Source organism: Streptomyces stoeckheimensis, assembly GCF_045822005.1.
Classification (GTDB): Bacteria; Actinomycetota; Actinomycetes; order Streptomycetales; family Streptomycetaceae; genus Streptomyces; species Streptomyces stoeckheimensis.
In genome coordinates this window covers 8,243,540-8,262,043 of record NZ_CP169550.1, presented here as the reverse complement: position 1 = coordinate 8,262,043, position 18,504 = coordinate 8,243,540, and the positions used below count along the sequence as shown (strand labels likewise).

12 protein-coding genes and 1 pseudogene are annotated in these 18,504 nt (G+C 69.4%); 7 read left to right on the top strand and 6 right to left on the bottom strand.

Going from position 1 to position 18,504, the window contains the following annotated elements; genetic code table 11:
* Window positions 1–12 precede the first annotated feature (12 nt).
* On the bottom strand, window positions 13–867 hold the full coding sequence (locus tag ACE1OC_RS37505; protein WP_407840767.1) for a caspase family protein: 855 nt from the start codon (window positions 865–867) through the stop codon (window positions 13–15).
* 192 nt (window positions 868–1,059) lie between these two features.
* Between ACE1OC_RS37505 and ACE1OC_RS37500 the strand changes: the two genes are divergently transcribed.
* The 5 genes from ACE1OC_RS37500 (at window position 1,060) to ACE1OC_RS37480 (ending at window position 9,364) form a co-directional block, all read left to right on the top strand.
* On the top strand, window positions 1,060–1,950 hold the full coding sequence (locus ACE1OC_RS37500; RefSeq protein WP_407840766.1) for a DNA/RNA non-specific endonuclease: 891 nt from the start codon (window positions 1,060–1,062) through the stop codon (window positions 1,948–1,950).
* A 1-nt stretch (window position 1,951) separates the two neighbouring features.
* Window positions 1,952–2,902: a hypothetical protein gene (locus tag ACE1OC_RS37495; RefSeq protein WP_407840765.1), complete on the top strand. Its 951-nt coding sequence runs from the start codon at window positions 1,952–1,954 to the stop codon at window positions 2,900–2,902.
* A gap of 177 nt (window positions 2,903–3,079) precedes the next feature.
* Window positions 3,080–7,123 (top strand): AAA family ATPase, encoded by a 4,044-nt coding sequence (locus ACE1OC_RS37490; protein WP_407840764.1) that lies wholly within the window; start codon window positions 3,080–3,082, stop codon window positions 7,121–7,123.
* Window positions 7,124–7,129: 6 nt separating this feature from the next.
* Entirely contained in the window at window positions 7,130–8,260 is a 1,131-nt protein-coding gene (locus tag ACE1OC_RS37485; protein WP_407840763.1) for a trypsin-like peptidase domain-containing protein, read from the top strand.
* A gap of 30 nt (window positions 8,261–8,290) precedes the next feature.
* Window positions 8,291–9,364: a trypsin-like serine peptidase gene (locus tag ACE1OC_RS37480; RefSeq protein WP_407840762.1), complete on the top strand. Its 1,074-nt coding sequence runs from the start codon at window positions 8,291–8,293 to the stop codon at window positions 9,362–9,364.
* Window positions 9,365–9,392: 28 nt separating this feature from the next.
* Here ACE1OC_RS37480 and ACE1OC_RS37475 read toward each other — a convergent pair whose 3' ends face one another.
* Window positions 9,393–9,599 carry a hypothetical protein gene (locus tag ACE1OC_RS37475; protein ID WP_407840761.1) on the bottom strand — a complete coding sequence of 69 codons (207 nt, stop codon included), beginning with the start codon at window positions 9,597–9,599 and terminating at the stop codon, window positions 9,393–9,395.
* 140 nt (window positions 9,600–9,739) lie between these two features.
* Here ACE1OC_RS37475 and ACE1OC_RS37470 point away from each other — a divergent pair, with 140 nt between their 5' ends.
* Window positions 9,740–11,134 (top strand): hypothetical protein, encoded by a 1,395-nt coding sequence (locus tag ACE1OC_RS37470; RefSeq protein ID WP_407840760.1) that lies wholly within the window; start codon window positions 9,740–9,742, stop codon window positions 11,132–11,134.
* Window positions 11,135–11,170: 36 nt separating this feature from the next.
* A complete protein-coding gene (locus tag ACE1OC_RS37465) occupies window positions 11,171–12,382 on the top strand; it encodes a M4 family metallopeptidase (RefSeq protein WP_407840759.1) in 1,212 nt (403 codons plus the stop codon).
* A gap of 113 nt (window positions 12,383–12,495) precedes the next feature.
* On the opposite strand, the pseudogene ACE1OC_RS37460 reads toward ACE1OC_RS37465, so the two are convergent.
* The 4 genes and pseudogenes from ACE1OC_RS37460 to ACE1OC_RS37445 form a co-directional block, all read right to left on the bottom strand.
* Window positions 12,496–13,398 (bottom strand): annotated as a pseudogene (locus ACE1OC_RS37460) (ThuA domain-containing protein); the annotation flags it as partial.
* On the bottom strand, window positions 13,395–15,635 hold the full coding sequence (locus ACE1OC_RS37455) for an RICIN domain-containing protein (protein WP_407841803.1): 2,241 nt from the start codon (window positions 15,633–15,635) through the stop codon (window positions 13,395–13,397). The pseudogene ACE1OC_RS37460 and the gene ACE1OC_RS37455, both read right to left, overlap by 4 nt.
* 85 nt (window positions 15,636–15,720) lie before the next feature.
* A complete protein-coding gene (locus tag ACE1OC_RS37450) occupies window positions 15,721–17,109 on the bottom strand; it encodes a ricin-type beta-trefoil lectin domain protein (RefSeq protein ID WP_407840758.1) in 1,389 nt (462 codons plus the stop codon).
* Complete coding sequence (locus ACE1OC_RS37445) at window positions 17,106–18,380, bottom strand: lectin (RefSeq protein ID WP_407840757.1); 1,275 nt, start codon at window positions 18,378–18,380, stop codon at window positions 17,106–17,108. The genes ACE1OC_RS37450 and ACE1OC_RS37445 overlap by 4 nt, the downstream gene beginning before the upstream one ends.
* Between the last annotated feature and the right edge of the window lie 124 nt (window positions 18,381–18,504).

Below are 18,504 nucleotides of genomic sequence, written 5' to 3'. Positions count from 1 at the left end.
GGGCTGGCCGTGTCAGATGGTGAACGGCTTCTGCTTGAGGAAGCCGTCCGAGGGGTTGCCCGTCGTGTAGAAGTTCGGGCTCTGGTTGGCGGGCATGCGCTTTTGGATGTTGCGGTGGAAGGTGCGGTAGTCGCCCAGGAAGGCTCCCTTCCCCCACACCTCGAGCAGGTTCGCGGTGAACAGTCCGTTGACGTCTCCGTCGGAGGCCACCTGGTTGTCCTGGCAGGCGGAGATGAGTACGGCGGCGGGCGCCGGGCGGCCGCCGTCGCCGTCCTTGAGCTCGCGCTGGAGGCCCTCGTAGAACGGCCGGTCCCGGATGAAGATCTCCTGCTGCTTGAGCAGCGGCATCAGCCGGGACGCCGCCTCCACCTGGTCCGGATCCCGGGTCTGGAACTGCGACTGGAGCGCCTCCGGGGTGAGTAGCCCCTGGAGGGACTCGATGGCGCTGCCGCTGTGACAGCAGTCCAGCAGGGCGAAGATCCTGACCCCCTCCTCGAACCGCCGGAACTCCCGGTACAGCTCGTCGTCGAGGAACTGGCGGTCGAAGAAGACCAGCGTCTCGTCCAGCCGGTCGGGCTCGTCGTCCGATCCGACGACGTTGTCCATCTGGCCGCCGTGGCCCGAATAGGTGAAGAGCAGGATGTCCCCGCTCTTGAGCCGTCCGGCCGCCTTGCGCAGTTCTCCGGTGATGTTCTCCACCGTGCCGTCGTCGGTCAGGATCACGGTGTCGCCGAACCCGCCGGCTCGGGCTACGGAGGCCATGTCTCGGGCATCGTTCTCGCAGGCCAGGAGCTTGCCGTCCCAGCCGTCGTACGCCGCGGGATCGACCTTGTTCAGACCGACGTGGATGGACAGGCCAGTGGGCACGGGTACTCCTCGGGGCGTGGTGGGCACAGGGGGGTCGACAGCATGGGTTCCGCGGTGGCCGCCGCCTGAACCGGGGCGTGGGGGACGCCGCCCGATCGGGCCTGCCGGGGGGAGCCGGCGGGAGGGCCGCTGTTCGGGTGGCCCGTCACACCGCACCGTAGAACGATCGCTTGTGCGCGGTATTGCTATCTTATGAACGCAATTGATACGCCGCCGGACCGGGCCGCGGACGCCACGGCACGACAGGGCTCCCTCGCCGATCGCACCGGCTACGACGAGTCCTTCCTCGGCTCCGTCGTCCCGCTCCCCCTGCCGGCCGCGGCCGGGGTCGAGACCGTGGTCCTCCCCTACACCCACTTCACCGTCGTCCTGCGCCCCGACCGCAGGCTGGCCGCCTCCACCGCCGTCTGCATCGACGGCGAGCGGCTCCTGGAGGACGTACCCCGCGACGACAACTGGGGGTTCGACCCCCGCGTACCCGAGGCCCAGCAGGCCGGCAACGACATCTACCGCGACAACTCCCTGGACCGGGGGCACCTGGTCCGCCGTCTGGACCCGGTCTGGGGTGCCGTGGCCGAGGCCAACCGCGCGAACACCGACACCTTCCACTTCACCAACGCGGCCCCGCAGCAGGACTCCTTCAACCAGGGCAAAGAGCTGTGGCAGGGGCTGGAGAACCATCTGCTCGACCACGCGGCCCGGTTCGACCGCAAGCTGTCCGTCTTCACCGGTCCCGTACTGCACGACTCCGACCCGCCCTACCGGGGCATCCAGGTGCCGCTGCGGTTCTGGAAGGTGGCTGCCTTCGTCCACAACGGCGGACTCGCCTCGACGGGGTACATCCTCGACCAGAGCCCGGACCTCAGCCGGGACCGCGAGCGGGCGATGGCGGGCGCCAAGCCCGGCGATCCGCCGCCGCTCGGCCCGTTCCGCACGTTCCAGGTGCCCGTCACCGACATCGTCGAGCTCACCGGCCTCGACTTCGGGCCGCTGCCCGCCGCCGACCTCATGCCCGTCACCCGCGCGCCCGCGGAGCGCTGGAAGCGGCTGGAGAGCTACGACGACGTGGTCCTGGACAGCTGAGATGGACGACGCCACCGTCGTCTACGTCCACGGAAACGGGAACAAGGTCCGCAAGGAACTGCTCAAGGCCCAGTGGGACACGGCCCTGTTCGGCACGGACATGGGCGCGGCATCACGGATGGCCTACTGGGCGCCGGTCCGGTACGACACCCCCCTGCCCGACCACCGGCCCGACCCGCTGTCCGGCGGCCCGCCGCCCGTCCGGGAAACCCCGGACCCGGCGGCGGCCCCGCGGACTCCGGAGGAGTTCATCGAGCAGACGCTCCGCGAGGCGCGCCGGAAGGCGGGTCCGGCCCTCGGGAGCCGGTCGGCGCGGGCCGGGGAGGAGGAACTCGCGCACTGGCTGGCGAAGATGACGTACTCGGCCGAGACCCTCGGCCGGGCCGAGGACGCGGCGCCCGCAGCGGCCCCGCCCGACCTGGCCGAGGCACTGCCGCTCCCCCTCTTCCTGCGCGCACCCGTCTTCGAGCTGCTCGTGAAGCTCACCTTCGAGGACGTGTACGCGTACTTCTTCGGCGGCGTCGGCGAGGCGATGCGCGAGGTCGTCCGCGGCGAGCTGGCCGGCGTGCGCGACGGGCCGCTCGTCGTGCTGGGGCACAGCCTCGGCTCGGTCATCGCGTACGAGGTGCTCCGCGAGGAGCGACGGGACGTCACCCTGCTCGTCAGCGTGGGGTGCCCTCTCGGCATCACCGAGGTCCAGGACGTGCTCCCGCTCCCGCCGGCGGTCCCGGCGGGTGTGGCGGCCTGGTCCAACGTCTCGGACCTGCGGGACCTGGTGGCGCTCGACCACTGGCTGCGGCCCGAGTACGGTCCGCCCGGCCTCGTCACCGACCATCTGGTCAGGAACGACAGCGACAATCATCACGGGATCACGGAGTACCTGCGCAGCGCGCCCGTCCAGCAGGGGCTGCGCACGGTGTTCGGCCGCGTTGCGAGTGACCCGGCCGAGTGAAATCATGGCAGGTATCAGGCAGTCCGTCTTCCCACGCCGCCACGGCGGATGTGCAGGTGCGGTATGTCTCCCAAGGACACCGAATGGGGACTCGTCACCGAAATGGTGCGAGATCACTTCTTCATTGCCGGCGAACCCCGACCCAAGCTGGTCCAATTCGGGTTCCCACCCGAGTTCGTGAGCAGAATCCCGCTGAATTATGTCAGCAACGACAATGCGATCGCCCTGGTCGAGGCAGTGCGGAACAGCGGCGTCGAAATGCAACTCCTGCTCCTCAGCACCCTCACGCAGATGGGCAGCCTCACCTCCCTCCCGATCGGGAAGGAGGCCGAGCGCCTCGAGCGCGAGCTGGAGAAGGCCGTTCAGCTGCACATTTCCCCTCAGGACTTCTTCCTCACCAGCGTGCTCGGCAACGGCACCGAGGTGTTCATCGACCGGGCGGATTTCAGGAAGCGGCTCCGCGAATTCTTCGAGAATCCCGATAAATCCGTTCTGGTGGTGGACGGGGAACCGGACAGTGGACGCTCCTACAGCTACAAACTCATCCGGCACGTGGGCGAGCACTGCAATTTCCGCCCGGTGCGGGTGACATTGAACCGGACCTCGACGGCCGAGCAGTTGGTCCAGAGGCTCACCGAGTCCGTCGCGGACCCGGACCCGGTCTCACCGATGATCTCGAGTACGGCCCCCTCGCCCCTCGAGCCCCTCGCGCCCCTCGCGCCATTGAATCCGACACAATTGAACGATCCACTACCGGAGATCGATGCGGCGGTGCACCGCGTCGTCAGCCAGGCCACCACCGCGCGCGGGCAGTACTGGCTGGTGCTGGACGACTGCGACAAGCTCGACGTCAATTCCGACGTCTGGGACTGCATCGGCAAGCTGGCCCTGACCATCCACAAGCAGCGGCCGACCCCGCCGGACGTACCGCCCCGGCTGGTGCTGCTCGGGTACTCGCCGACGATGCGCCAGCTCCCGTACGAGATACGCAGGGACGAGGTCAGGGACACCGCCCGGATGTTCGGCCCGGAGGATCTGCGCGAGTTCTTCCGGCAGTTCTTCACCGAGGCTTCGACGTCGACTCCCCCGAACGTCCAGCGGATCTCCGCCCTCGTGGAAGCGGCCGTCCCCACCGTTCTGCAGGCCTGTGAGGCGTGCGGACCGGACAGCTACATGCGCAAGATCTGTACGGCGGCAGCGGCGTCGGTCCGCCTCTACGGCGCACTCGGCCCCCGTGAGGACTTCGGCGCGCGCCTGAGCGAGCAGCTGAGCGCCGCCGCGGCCTCCCCCGGCCCCGCAGACGTGTCGGACCAGCGCAGGGCCTACCGGGAAGCGGCGTCCCTGCTGAGCCGGTTCGAACCCGCACGGCTGAAGCTGCCCGGCGAAAAGGAGCCCTCCGGGGACGCCGGGGTGGCGCTGCTGTCCGACTGCCGTGCCGTCGGCGCGCGCAACACCGTCACCTGGGCACTCAAGTCGGAGGTCCGTGACACGGCGCTCGCCGGCTTCGCCGGTCCGGAGGGGGCCCGCCGCGCCCTGCTGGCCAACCTGGAGCAGATCCCGCCCGGCCTGAGCCCGGAACACTTCGCGCTGGCCTACCTCGACGGCACGCCCCCGGACCTCGCCGACCAGAGGCTGGACGAGCTGCCGCGCATACTGCAGGCGGTGTTGTGGCTGGCGCAGATCCCGGGCATCACCGGCATCCCCGACATCGCGCACGTCCAGCGGCTGCTCGACCGGGCGCGGCTGATGCAGCCCCTCGAACGCCTCGCACGCAGCTCCTTCCAGGGGCGCGCCGAGGAACTCGCCCGACTGCGCGCCTACATCGGGCTGCCCACGGCGCTCCAGGACGAGTTCACCCGGGAGGTCGGCACCGGCACGAAGCGGCCGGTGCTGATCCACGGGCTGAACGGCGTCGGCAAGAGCACCCTGCTCGCGACGTTCCTCCGGGACAGCCTGCGCGACTTCCCCACCACGTTCCCCTTCGCGTACGTCGACTTCGCGAGGCCCACCCTCTCGGCCCACGAACCGGCCACCCTGATCGCGGAGATGGCCCGGCAGCTCAGCGTCCAGTACCCCGGGCACCACGCCGATTTCGACGCCCTGGCGCACGCCTGCGAGGAGACCGTCGGCCTCCACCGGGCCGAAGAGGGCACGGTCGACGAGCTCTACGAGCTCGCCACCACCCGGGCGACGATGGCCCGGCTCTCCCAGTCGGGGGTGCACGCCCTGGCCTCGGCACGCGAGGGCATGCTGGCGGCGCAGCTCGCGACGCTCGTCGTCCAGGCAGTGGGCGTGTCCGCGCAGGAGCAGCCGCCCCTGCTTCTCGTGATCGACTCCTTCGAGGAGGCCATGTACAGCGGTTCGCCGGAGCTCGGCCGCATGTGGGGGCTCTGGTCGGCGCTCCAGAAGGTGCACCCGCGACTGCGGACCGTCGTCGCGGGGCGGCTGCTGAAACACCATCCGGCCCGCGTGGTGGAGCCCCTGACCATCGAGCTGAACGACCTCGGCCCTGAGGCCTCCGTGGCCCTCCTGGTCTCCTGCGGGGTGAGCGACGAACGGCTCGCCGCGAAGCTCGCCGACCGCGTGGGCGGGAACCCCCTGAGCCTGAAGCTGGCGGCGCGGGCGGCCGAGCAGGAAGGCGACCGGGCCGAATCGCTGAACGAACTGATCGAGAGCCTGCCCCGGCGGCGGCGCCACTTCTACCGCAAGGTCGACCAGATGCTCATCCAGGGGACCCTCTACGAGCGGATCCTCAGGCGCATCGGAGACCCGGACGTCCGCACTCTGGCGCAGGCCGGCCTGGCACTGCGGACCATCACCCCCGAACTGATCCGGGAAGTCCTCGCCGGTCCGTGCGGACTGACGGTGGACTCCGACATGGAGGCGGAGCGCCTCTTCGAGCTGTTCTCCCGGCTCGACCAGGTGGAATCCGCCGGCCCGGGGACCGTACGCCACCGGGCCGATCTGCGGGCCATCATGCTGCGGCTGGCCGACCGCGCCCATGTGGACGTGGTGCGGGCGGTCGGGCAGCGCGCCGTGGCGTACTACGCGGTACGCGAAGGCCCGGAGGCGCGGGCCGAGGAGATCTACCACCGGCTGCGGTTGAACGAGAGTCCGCGCGAGGTGGAGTTGCGCTGGCTGCCCGGTGTCGAGCAGTTCCTCGTCGGGGCCGACGAGGACATGGCGGGGCGCTCCGCCGCGTACCTCGCCGGGCGCTTCGGCGGCCACACCTCGGACGAGGTGATGGCGGAGGCGGACCAGGAGGACTGGGAGCGCATCGCCGCCCGCGAGGTCGAGAACCTGCTGTCGCAGGGGTACGTCGACGAAGCCGCCGCCCGGATCGAGGGGCGGCGCCCGTGGACCTCGGGCAGCCCCTTGCACCCGCTGTGGGTCGAAACCCTGGACCGGCTGGGCCGTCGCGCCGAAGCCCGGGCGGCCGCCGACGCGGCCGTGGAGCGCGCCGATGAGGACGGCTTCCCCGCACTGCAGCTGGAGCTGCTCCTCCTCTCGGCGCGGCTGGCCGAGGCCGACGGAGACCTCACCGAGGCAGACGACGACCTCGCCGAGGCGGAGGAGATCGCCACGGGCCTGGGCAAGGACTTCGAGGCGCTGGGCGCCCTGCTGACCCGTGCACAGCTGGCGTCCCGCACCGAGGAACACGATCAGGAGGCCGGATCCAGGCTCGCCGAGCGACTGCGGCGGCTGCCCGACGCGGAGCTCGTCCGGCAGCCCGCCCTGGTGCGTGCCGCGGTCGCCGAGGTCTCGCGCGACCACCCGCGGATCCTGGAGCACGCCCTGGACGTCGTGGGCCTGCCCGAGACCGAGGACGGGGTCCTGGACATACTCGGCGAGGCGATCGCCCGGGTGGTCGCCGATCGGCCCGAGCTGCGGCGCTCGCTGATCCGCCTCCTGGAGGAGTCCGCCGGCTCGCCCGAACCTTCTACCACTGCCCTTCGGTCCGCGACCGGAGCCGCCCACCAGGGGGTGCAGGGCATGCTGCGCGAGGCGCGCCGGCTCGGGACGCTCGACCGGCTCGCCGGGCGCCTCCTGACCCTCGACGACCGGAGCGGCGAGCTCGCCTCGGGCGTGGCGGCGGCGATGGGCTCCGCCGCCCCCGGCCCGGCCGGCCCCGCGGGCACGCGGCCGGTCGCCCCGGAGCCTGGCGAGGCGGACCCCTCAGCAGCGAGCCCAGCCGAAGGGAACGGCCACCGAGCGGCCTGATCGACCATGAGCGACACGTATCTCTCCCAGGACGACGTCGTACAGCTGCGGGACACGGCGGTGGAGACGGGACTGTCGGACCCGGCACTGCGGAACCTGCTGTTCGCGGGAATCCTCCCGAAGTACCGCGCCTCGCTGCCGATCCTGGCGGCGCCCGGCCAACAGGTCCAGTCGGACCTCAACGAGCTGAACCGGGTGGAGCGGCTGATCGACGGCACCGTTCCGCTGGCCGTCTGGCTCCGCAACGCCACGGACCAGCTCACCGACGCCGCCGCCCGCGACGTGGTCCTCAAGGCACTGGACCGGGTGGCGCGCGACGCGGCCGGCGAGCCGGACGTGGCACCCGACGTCCCCACCGGGGAATCCAAGGAGGAGATCATCTTCCGGGACGACACGGTGCCCTTCGGGTTCCTGAGCGACGGAGAGAGGGCGGGCTCCTCGGTCGCCCGCATCAAGGTGCTGCCGTACCAGGGGGGCGCCCTGCTCCAGCCGGTGGCGCTGCCCCACAGCGGCACGGGCTGGCTCATCGCCCCCGGCCTCCTCGTCACCAACCACCACGTGGTCAACGCCCGCAAGCGCACCGACGGCCGGCAACAGGTGGCGGACCCGTCGGACCTCCAGCTCCAGGCCCGGGGATCACGCTCCCGGTTCGACTACCTGAGCGAGGACGACACGGGTGCCGAGGAGGCCCAGGCGAGCGAACTCGTGGCCTGGGACGAGGAGCTCGACTACGCCGTGCTGCGCCTGACCGGCGCCCCGCCCGACACCTTCCTGCGGATCGCGTCCGCACCGCTGGCGGTGGACAAGGACACGCCGGTGGCACTCAACATCATTCAGCACCCGGGCGGGGAGCCGAAGCGGATCGCGCTGCGCAACAACCTCGCCTTCGAGGCGGACGACACGGACGTGCGCTACTTCACCGACACCCGGGGCGGCTCCTCCGGCTCGCCCGTACTGACCGACGACTGGACGGTGGTGGCCCTGCACCGGGGCAGCCGACGCGTGACGGACGTCAGCTTCCAGGGCAAGAGCACGGCCTTCGTGAACGTCGGCACTCAACTGAGCGCCATCATGAGGCACCTGCGGGAGCACACCCCGCAGATCCACGACGAGATCGCTGCGGCCCAGTCGCGCTGACGCGACGGGCACGATCGCAGGAGGTGTGAGATGCGCGGAGGATCACCGGTGGCGACCCGGCCCGAGCAGGTCTTCCGAGAGGACCTGCTGGAGGTGGCCGCACGCGTACGCAAGGGGCTGGACGCCGAAATCCCCGAATCCACCGAGGAACTTCCCCCGCGGGAGGCGGCGGCCGCGCAAATCGGGCACGCCGCCCGGGAGGAGCGGGCCCGGGTGCTGGAGGCCGGGGTGCGCGGGCTGGAGAAGCTGGCGGCGGGCCGCAGGGACGACGTGGATGCGGACGAGTCCTTCGGGGTGGAGGCTATCATCCTGCTCGAAGGCCGCCCGGCGATCCTGGTCCAGGGCCAGGACTTCACCTCGCAGCCGGGCGACTGGGCCCTGCTGGACGGCCAACGGCCGGGCATCCGGGCTTCGATCGAGCGGGTCGGCCGGGTGGAAGTCTCCGGCCACGCGGAACTGGACTGGCTGGGCACGGGCTTCCTGGTCTCGCCGTTCGCCGTGATGACCAACCGCCATGTCGCGGCCGAGTTCAGCCGGGCGGACGGCGACGGCGGGTTCAGCTTCCGCCAGGGGATGGGTGCGCGCATCGACACCGTCGAGGAACTCGGCGCGCCCGCCACCGACGGATCGTTCGAGTTCGAGGTCACCGAGATCATCGGCATCCACCCGGACGTCGACATGGCGCTGCTCCGGGTGTCCCCGGTGGCGGGCGGCGGCGGGCCGCTGCCGACTCCGCTGCCCATCGCCGCCGATGCTCCGCCGGACCTGCAGGGCCGGCCCGTGTACGTGGTCGGCTACCCGGCGGCGGACGGTCGCCGCAACGAACCGGAGGCCATGAGCCGCATCTTCATGGACATCTACAACGTGAAGCGGCTCCAACCCGGCACGGCCACGGCACTGGTCCCGGACGGGCCCGGGTTCACCCTGACGCACGACTGCTCCACGCTCGGCGGCAACAGCGGCTCCCCCGTCTTCGACCTGGCCGACCACCGGGTGCTCGGCCTCCACTTCGGCGGCCGGTTCAGGTCGGGCAACTTCGCCGTGCCGCTGTTCCAACTGACGGACGACCCGCTGCTGAAGCGGGCGGAAGTCAACTGGGTGTAGGGCGGTGCCACATGGCGCAGTTGAGCGTTCAACTCGTGGTGATCGGTTCGCCGTCGTACGCGCCGCCTATGCAGGTGTACAGGCCGGTACCGGAGTCGTACTCCACCTTGCCCACCTGGTCGGCGGTGCACTCCGCTCCGGTGACCGTCGGTACGGCAGCCGATGCGACGGGGACCGCGGTGCCGAGAACGGCCAGAACGAGTGCGGCGGTGAATCCGAGAATGCGTCTACGCATGGGAGCTCCTCCGTCGATGAGCGACACCTACACGTCAACTCCAGCTTCGCCCTGCGCAGCCTCGACCGCACCCTGACGCGGCGGTGCTCCGAGGGCACGCTCCGGGGGCACGTTCCTCCGACTGAGAGGAGGCTGATGTCATGGGGAACACACCCGAGGTTTCCGTTGGACCGCCTGACGACCTCGGCTTGCGGAAGGTCCTGATCGACAGCGCCCACGTGGGAGATGCCCGGTCCGCCAGGGATCTCCGGAAGATCCTGGACCGTGCCGGTGTGACGGTCGACGGGCACCACGACATCCAATGGCTCGGCGGGGACTGCAGCGTCTGGCCGGACCGGCCCGTCCGGCGTCTGACCATCGGCCTGCTCATGGTCTTCGGGTTCCTCGCGACGGCATGTCCGCTCTTCCGGATCGGAATGTCGGACAGCGGCGATGCCCTGACCTACGGCGGACGGATCGCAGGAGTCACCGTCCTCGCTGCGGCCCTGATGGAGCTGGCTGCGGCCGTGGCGGCCTTCGACTACTGGGGCAAGCGGCGATGGCGCTACTCGGGCGTGGCCGTTCTGGCCGGAGTCATCATCGCGCTCCTCTGTGGAATCTGCCTCCTCCTGCTGCAGATCGGCGAGCGTTTCACCGGTTACACCGTGATCGGAATCGCCCTCTGCATCTGGTCTTCGGTGGCTCTGGTCGGACTCATCAGGCTGCGGGCCTGGAAAGGCCTCCGCAATCCCAAGACGATCGCGATCGGGGCCATCATCTCGACCCTCATCGCGGGCGCCAACCTGGCCTACTCGCAGATCTATCTTCCCTATGTGAGAACCCCACTGATAGAGAGCGGGGCGGAGTTCAAGGAGTCGAGTCTCCAAAAAGGATCGAAGCAGCTGCACGTGACGGTCCATCTGCACGTGAAGAACGCGGGCCAAGTTCCCGTCTACATCCTCGACAGCAAGTACTGGGTCCATGGCGGGCCCGCGAACAACAGCGCCGACGCCAAGCCCGGCGCCTTCACCTTGATCTACGACGGCGCCTTCGTCACGCCGGTGGGCAGCGTACTGAATCCGGGGGAGGAAGTCGCGCAGGACGTGGTCATCGAGATCAAGGATCCGGAGCAGCTCACGTACGAGGCCATCAGAGCCCAGACCGAGGTGTATGTGATCAGAAAAGACAGAATGAAGATGCCCACCACCTACGAGCGTTCCGGGATCGGAGGCAAGAAGCTCGCGGCGGAGGCCAAGAGGGAGCAAGGATATCCCGCCGACACACAATACCGGTATCGATCCCAGATCTCGAACAGCAGTGAAATTCTGAACGTGACCCGGGGACGTCAGCAGATAACGGTGTTCAGAGTGGACAACGGCGAATGGCCACGCGTCGTCGTGGACGTCTCGCCACCGAATGACCGCATAGAGTTCGATCCCCTGAATCCCTACGCGAACGAAAAGAACATCGACCGGTACGGGCTTTCGCCCGTACGTGGCTCCACGGCCGAGACTCCCTACCTGGAGCTCCTGGAGAAGGCACGCGCCAGCGAGTAGGGGTCGACGTCGTCCCTCCCCTTCATGAGGTGTCCTATGAGCAGGACCCCGCGACTCAACTGCATCATCCCCCCGTACCTCCTCAGAAGACTCCTGGAGAGCGAACAGAGTGAGGTGCGCCAAGCCGCCCTCGACACCATGCTGACCACCGCTCGCCTGCGAGGTCAGCGAGAGGTCCGGGCGTCCTTCGCCGGCGCGGCCGCCCCTGGCAACGGCCGGCGCACGGTCTTCGACTGCGAGGAGAGGAACTTCCTCCAAGCCGCCGTCATGGCCAGGTCGGAAGACGGACCGGATTCCGTGGACGAGTCCACCAACCGGGCGTTCGACGGACTCGGTCTGACGCGCGACTTCTTCAAGGAGGTGTTCCAGCGTGATTCGATCGACGGCCGGGGAATGCGCCTGGACGGGTTCGTCCACTTCGGCGTGAAGTTCAACAACGCGTTCTGGGACGGACGCCAGATGGTCTTCGGCGACGGGGACGGAAAGGTGCTCGGCGACCTCACCGGATCCCTCGACGTGATCGCCCACGAGCTGACGCACGGGGTCACGGAGCACACCGCCGGATTCGAGTACCACAACCAGTCCGGCGCCCTCAACGAGTCGGTTTCGGACGTCTTCGGATCGCTGGTCAAGCAGTGGTCGCTGAAGCAGGCGGCCGAGGAGGCGGACTGGCTGATCGGCGCCGACGTGTGGACCCCCGGAATCGATGCCGATGCCCTGCGCTCGATGAAGGCCCCGGGGCACGCGTACAACAATCCGCTGTTCGGAAAGGACCCCCAGCCCGACCGCATGAGCAAGTTCATCCACCTCCCCGACACCGATGAGGGGGACAACGGCGGGGTGCACCTCAACTCCGGAATCCCGAACAAGGCGTTCTACCTGACGGCCGTGGGCATCGGCGGATTCGCGTGGGAGACCGCCGGGCCCATCTGGTTCGAAGCGCTCAAAGTGTCCGGACCCGAGGCCCAGTTCCACGAGTTCGCCCACACCACCTTCCAGAAGGCCGGGGAACTGTTCGGCGTCGGCAGCGCCGAACAGTCGGCCGTGCTGGGGGCCTGGCAGGAAGTGGAGATCTCCATCAAGGGCGTTCCGACCGGGGCCGCCCGGGCACGGAGCCGCGCGGTCGACGGGAACGGCGGCTTCGGCCGGCAGGACGGCCTGGCAGCCCTGAACAAGCAGATCGGCGAACTGAGCGCCAAGGTGGCGGCACTCGCCAAGGAGATGAACGCGCTGAAGGCACACAGGTGAAGGCGAAGCCCGTACCGCCCGGGGGTGCCCCGGGCGGTACGGGCGGTACGGCCTGTGCTTCCGAACATGGATTTCAGGGGGGAAGCAGAGCCTCAGGGGTGAGCGGTCAGGAGGAAGCTCTGGGCGGCCGAGTTGTCGCAGGCGCGCTGCACCAGTTGCACGCCGTTCGCCGTAGTATCCGTGGTGCCGGCCACTCCCCCGAGCCACTTGAGCCCGTCGATCAGGAAGCGGTTCTGCGTGGGGCTCGCGAAGGTCGAGGACAGCCGGGTGTTGGAGCCGTAGTCCATGGCGTTGTGCCCGAAGTTGGCGTACAGCATCTTGTACTGGGTGTTGGTCCAGAGGATCGGGTAGTAGCCGCTGTACCAGGACTGGTTCGGGTCCGTGCCCAGGGGGAAGCTCGTCGGGTCGACCGATGCCAGGACCTTGATGTTCGCGTTGGCGCGCAGGTCGTTCGACCAGCCGTACCACTCGCTGACCGCCGAGGTGAACGTCGTGGGCAGCCCGGTGGTCGAGGGGTGCGTCCGGTCGTCCGTGCGCAGCACCGCCGTGGTCGGCCCCCAGGTGTTGGTCCTGAAGTTCCCGCTGCCGAGGAACCCGTTGTAGTACCAGGGCCATGAGCCGGCGTTGGTGGTGAAGGCCGAGGAGTGGAAGCCCATCCAGCCGCCGCCGGCCCTCACGTACCGCTCGAAGCCGGACCGCTGGGCGCCCGTCTTGGGTGCGTCGTCCAGGAACAGGACGACCTGGTAGCCGTTCACCCCTCCGTTCGCCAGCAGTTCCCAGTTCGTGGTCGCCGTGTAGGTGAAGTTGTTCTGCGCGGCGGTCCGCGGGAACCACTCGTTGGCTTCCTTGACGAAGTCGATGTGCGCGGCGTCCCAGGTGCCGTTGTAGAAGGCGATCACCTTGAAGGCAGGTGCCTGGGGTGCGGCGGAGGCCTCGAGTCCGGCGGCGTGGGCCGGGGCGGTCAGCCCCAACACCAGGGCCAGCAGGATCAGCAGCCGTGCTGCGAGCCGCCTCATGGGTGGCTCACCAGGTTGGCCACGTTGGTGGACGCGTTGGAGGGTCCGCCCCGGTCGTTGATGACGTGGCGGATGGTCCCGGTGCCGCCGAGCGAGACGGTCACCATGTTCTGGAAGCGCACGTTCGGGTTGTTGGGGGCCTCGAAGGCACGCTCGGCGGTCACGCTCGGGTTGACGTTGAAGTAGCAGTAGCTGCCGAGCCCGTAGGCCTGGTGGCTGGTGACCGAGTTCGCGACCTTGTACGCCGAGTAGCCCTGGGTGGAGCCGTTCATCCAGGCGGCCTGGTTCGGCGGGTCGTACGGCATCTCGTTCTGGTAGAAGTACGTCCGGCCGCCGTTGCCGTTCCAGATGGTCTGGTGCTTCTGGTAGTGCTCGACGAACAGGCCGTACATGGTGACGCCGTCGCCGTTGACGACGAGCCCCGTGTCGGCCGTGTTGCTGGTCCAGCCGATGCCGCTGCCGTGGTCGCCGCGCCAGATCCACATGTGGTCGCCGATGACGTGATCGCTGTTGACCACCAGGCTCGTCGTCGCCTTGCCGACGGCGGCGCCGCCGACCCGGAAGTAGACGTCGTGCAGTGAGGTGGGGTTCGCCGCGTGGTTCGCGGCGGCGCCGGCCGGGCCGACCTCCATCAGGGTCCGCGAGTTGGTGGTTCCGGCGTCGAAGAGGACACCTGCGACCTTCACGCCGTCGACGTCGGCGACCGTCATGGCCGTGACACCGTTGTCAGGAATGAAGGTGGCGAGGCCCAGACCGAGGACAACGGTGTCGGGGCGGGTCACCTTCAGGGTCTGGCCGAGGTGGTAGACACCGGGGGTGACCAGCAGGTTCTTGCCCTCGGCCAGTGCGGCGTTGATCTGTGCGGCCGTTGCTCCGGCCTTGACGACGTAGAACTGGTCCATGCCGAGCGAGCTGCCCGCTGCGGTCCCGTTCGCCCAACTGGTGGCCGTGGAGTCGGTGCGCAGGGAGGGTACGAACACCTTGTACGCGCCCGCGCCGTCCACGTACAGGAAGGGCTTCTCGCGGACCGTCGGCGTCTGGTTCACCGTGGTGTACGGCGGATTGGGGAAAGTGTTGCCCGGCACGCCCTGGCTGCCGACGAACACCATGTTCCAGTTGGAGCCGGTCCAGCTGCCGAGCTGGGAGTTGCGGGTCAGCCACTGCTGCTGGGTGCCGGACCGGACCTGGCCGTCGATCTTGCTGTCGGCCATGAATCCGCCGCTCGCCCAGCCGCCGTCGCTCAGCTCCAGGTTGCCGCGGACGTGCATGCGCCGGTAGCCGGACGCCTGCGAGACCGCCCACCGGTCGGTGCCGCCGGTCGGGTTCACCGACAGGTTCTCCGCGCCGCGCCAGAAGTTCTGGGTGGCGTTCTGCGGCGGGAACCAGTCCGCCTCCACGTGCACGGCGCCGTTGATCGTCACCGCGTCGGGCGACTGGCCGAGGCCGAGGACCTGGGTGTAGAAGCCGACGTTGACGTCGTTGCCGTACGTGCCCGGCTTGAACATCACGGCGTAGCGCTGGGAACCGAACTGGTTGGTCTCCTGCTGCTGGAAGATGGAGTTCAGCCGGCTCTGGATGGTGGACGACGGCATGGACGGGTCGAAGACGACCACGTTCGGGCCGAGGTCGACATCCCCGGGGGCGGTGTTCACGGGCGCCACCTGGAAGCGCTGGGCCGCCGTGCCGTTGCAGGTGTACTGCACCAGCTGGACGCTGTCGGCCGTCGAGGCGGCCGGGACGTCCAGGCATTTGCCGCTGTGGCGGCTGACGAAGTGGTACGCGCCGCCGCCTTCGTCGACGGCCTGCCACTGCTGGTTGTTGCCGCCGCCGTACGCCCAGAGGTGCAAGGCGGCGTTGTCGGCCGCGGAGGTGCCGCTGACGTCGACGACCTGGGTGCTCGCATTGCGGTTGCCGATCCGCACGAATCCGTCGCTGGTCGGCGTGAAGCTCCACTGCTGCGCGGTGCTGTTGTTGCAGGAGTACTGCTGCACCGCCGTGCCGTTCGCGGTCGCGGCCGACCGCGCGTCCAGGCACTTGCCGCTGCCGGCATTGACGACGGTGGACCAGCCCGTCGGCAGCTCGGCGGCCGCCTGCGCGGAAGCGTTCGGGGTGGCTGCCGGTGGGGTGGCGGCCTGGCTGGGCTGAAGGGCGGTGAGGACCGAAGCGGCCGAGGCGGCGACCACGAAGGCCGCGACCCAGGGCCGTGTGACGCGGGCCCGGCTTGCGCCGTGGCGCACCGCTCCGGGCGTGTGGGGGGAGCTGAGCACGTTCTCTCCTGTGCCGGCTGTACGGCGTGAGTGGGGGGTGGGGGGACGGGAGGGGTCAGCCGTTGTACTGGGCGAGGACACGGGTGAACTCCCACGGCTGCTGGGATACGCCCGAGCAGGTGTCGGCTCCGCCGCCGGTGCAGGGCCGGTCGCGATTGACCGACCAGAAGGTCAGCCGCGCGAGGTGACGCTGTCCGGCGTAGCCGAGAATGGTGCGGAAGTCCTCGACGGTCACCGTCTCGCCGTTGTCGGTGATGCCGTTCATCGAGGAGATGCCGGTGTGGCGGTAGGCGACGTCGTCCGAGTACCCGTAGGCGTTCTTGACCGCGTTCTTGAGGCCCTCGGCCGCACGGACGGTGAGCTGACCCATGTTCTGGCCGGCGCCGCCGAAGTTGAACGGCATGATCGTCCAGCTGTCCACGGTCAGCCCGGACGCGGCGGCCTTGCCGATCAGGCTGCTGTCGGGGCCGTTCTGCCCGGTGCCGAAGGTGACGTACACCTTGATGCCGGGGTTGTTGGCCTTGACGGTCTTCAGCGCGTCGACCGTGCGCTGCTGGACGGTCGGGCTGTCGTACGCCGCGGCCTCGATGTCGATGTCGATGGCCTTCAGCCCGTACGCGTTGATGACCTTCTGGTACGCCGCGGCAAGCTCGCCCGCGCTGCCGCAGGAGCTTTCCAGCTTGTTGCCGCTCCAGCCGCCGAAGGAAGGGATGACGTCGCCGCCGTTCGTCCGCACGGTGTTGACCGTCTGCTGATCGACGCCTCCGGTCAGCGGCCGGCTGCCGTCCCACTGCGGGTTGCAGTAGCCGTTGCTGAGGACGAAGGCGAGCGTGAACCACTTGACGCCGGTCGCGTTCGTCACGGTGGTGGGGCTCGGCGGGCTCCCCCAGCCGTTGTACAGGTACGGCGCCACGGCCATGGCCCCCGGTCCGGGTACCGGAGTGCCGCCCCCGCCCGGGGCCGTCCACTTCTGGTTGGCGCCGCCGGTGCAGCTCCAGATCTGCAGCCGGGTGCCGTTGGTCGAACTGTTGCCCGTCGCGTCCAGGCACTTGTTCGCCTGCGGGTTGACGATGTCGCGGGCCGCGGTGACCGACCACTGCTGGGCGGCGCTGCCGTTGCAGTCCCACAGCTGGATCCGGGTTCCGTCGGCAGTGCCGCCCGAGGCCACGTCCAGGCACTTGCCGAGCGCGCGGATCGTACCGTCGCCGACGACGTTCCACTGCTGTGCGGCGGTGCCGTTGCAGTCGTAGAGCTGTACGGCGGTACCGTTGGCGCTGCTCGCCCCGGCGACGTCGACGCACGCGCCGCCGAGGCCGGTGATCCGGCCGGTCGCCGCTGCCGCGCCGATCGCGGGATGGCCGCTCAGGCCAGTGACGAGGGCGACTGCCGCCGCTGTGCCCAGGACACCGCGCACGGTGGGCCTGCGCAGGAGGCTCGGGGTCATCGGGTCACCGTCCACTTCTGGTTGGCGGCGCCGGTGCAGGTCCATATCTGCAATCGGGTGCCGTTGGCCGAGCTGCCGCCCGAGGCGTCCAGGCACTTGTTCGCCTGCGGGTTGACGATGTCCTGCGCGGCGGGGACGGCCCACCGCTGGGCGGCGCTGCCGTTGCACTCCCACAACTGGACCGGCGTACCGTCGGCCGTACCTCCCGAGGCGACGTCCAGGCACTTGCCGAGTGCGCGGATGGTGCCGTCGGTTCCCACGCTCCAGCGCTGGGCGGCGGTGCCGTTGCAGTCGTAGAGCTGTACGGGGGTGCCGTTTGCGGTAGCCGCACCCGCGACGTCCACGCACTTGCCGCCGGTTCCGGTGACGGGACCGCCGCCGCCCGGCTGACCGCTGTCGGTGCTGACCCGTACGTAGTCGACCAGGAGCTGCTGGGGGAAGACCGTGCTGCCGTTGGGGTCTCCGGGCCAGTAGCCGCCGACCGCGAGGTTGAGAATGAGGAAGAAGGGCTTGTCGAAGACCCATTGTTTTCCGCCGAGGTCGGCGGGGGTGCGGCGCTGGTAGACCGTGCCGTCGACGGACCAGGTGATCGCGTTGGGGCTCCAGTCGACGGCGAAGGTGTGGAAGGCGTCGGCGAACGCCTGACCACCGGGCAGGGAGTACCCGGCGCCGATTCCGCCGGCGCCGGAGTACCCGGGACCGTGCAGGGTGCCGTGGACGGTGCCTGGCTCGAAGCCCACGTTCTCCATGACGTCGATCTCACCCGAGTTGGGCCAGCCGACCTGGCCGATGTCGCTGCCCAGCATCCAGAACGCGGGCCACATGCCCTGTCCGCGCGGGATCTTCATCCTGGCCTCGACGCGGCCGTACGTCGTGGTGAACTTGCCGGCCGTGTTCAGCCGTGCGGAGGTGTACTCGCATCGTCCGTACCAGCACTGGTAGTTGGCCGGGTTCTCACGGCGGGCGGTGATGGCAAGGTGGCCCTGGCCGTCGAGGGCGGCGTTGCGATTGCCCGCCGTGTAGTACTGCCGCTCGTGGTTGTTGACGTTGTCGCCCGTCTCGATCTGCCACTTCCCGCCGTCTACGGCGGAGCCCGCAGGCCCGTCGAACTCGTCGGAGAAGGTGAGTGCGGCCGCTGCCGCGACCGCTGCGGCGGGTGGCCGCGCCTCCGGCGCGGGCGCGCCCTGCGCAAGTCCGGTGGACAGCGACGCGAGGGTGAGGACCGAGACGAGGGACAGCAGTAAGAGTCGGGGTAAGCGTGGGGGGTGCATGACTCTCCCTTCCAGGGAGCATGACGGACGTATCGCCCTGTGGCATGGATATGACAATGCCGAGCTCCATGCGGGAACCCGAATGGTTGCCACACGACAGGGGTGGGGGCGAGGAGTCGAGTCC

Excerpts from the sequence above, each read along its gene's own strand:
- ACE1OC_RS37500 (WP_407840766.1), top strand. The coding sequence starts at position 1,060 with ATGAACGCAATTGATACGCCGCCGGACCGGGCCGCGGACGCCACGGCA.
- ACE1OC_RS37495 (WP_407840765.1), top strand. The coding sequence starts at position 1,952 with ATGGACGACGCCACCGTCGTCTACGTCCACGGAAACGGGAACAAGGTC.
- ACE1OC_RS37485 (WP_407840763.1), top strand. The coding sequence starts at position 7,130 with ATGAGCGACACGTATCTCTCCCAGGACGACGTCGTACAGCTGCGGGAC.
- ACE1OC_RS37480 (WP_407840762.1), top strand. The coding sequence starts at position 8,291 with ATGCGCGGAGGATCACCGGTGGCGACCCGGCCCGAGCAGGTCTTCCGA.
- ACE1OC_RS37475 (WP_407840761.1), bottom strand. The coding sequence starts at position 9,599 with ATGCGTAGACGCATTCTCGGATTCACCGCCGCACTCGTTCTGGCCGTT.
- ACE1OC_RS37470 (WP_407840760.1), top strand. The coding sequence starts at position 9,740 with ATGGGGAACACACCCGAGGTTTCCGTTGGACCGCCTGACGACCTCGGC.
- ACE1OC_RS37465 (WP_407840759.1), top strand. The coding sequence starts at position 11,171 with ATGAGCAGGACCCCGCGACTCAACTGCATCATCCCCCCGTACCTCCTC.
- ACE1OC_RS37450 (WP_407840758.1), bottom strand. The coding sequence starts at position 17,109 with ATGACCCCGAGCCTCCTGCGCAGGCCCACCGTGCGCGGTGTCCTGGGC.
- ACE1OC_RS37445 (WP_407840757.1), bottom strand. The coding sequence starts at position 18,380 with ATGCACCCCCCACGCTTACCCCGACTCTTACTGCTGTCCCTCGTCTCG.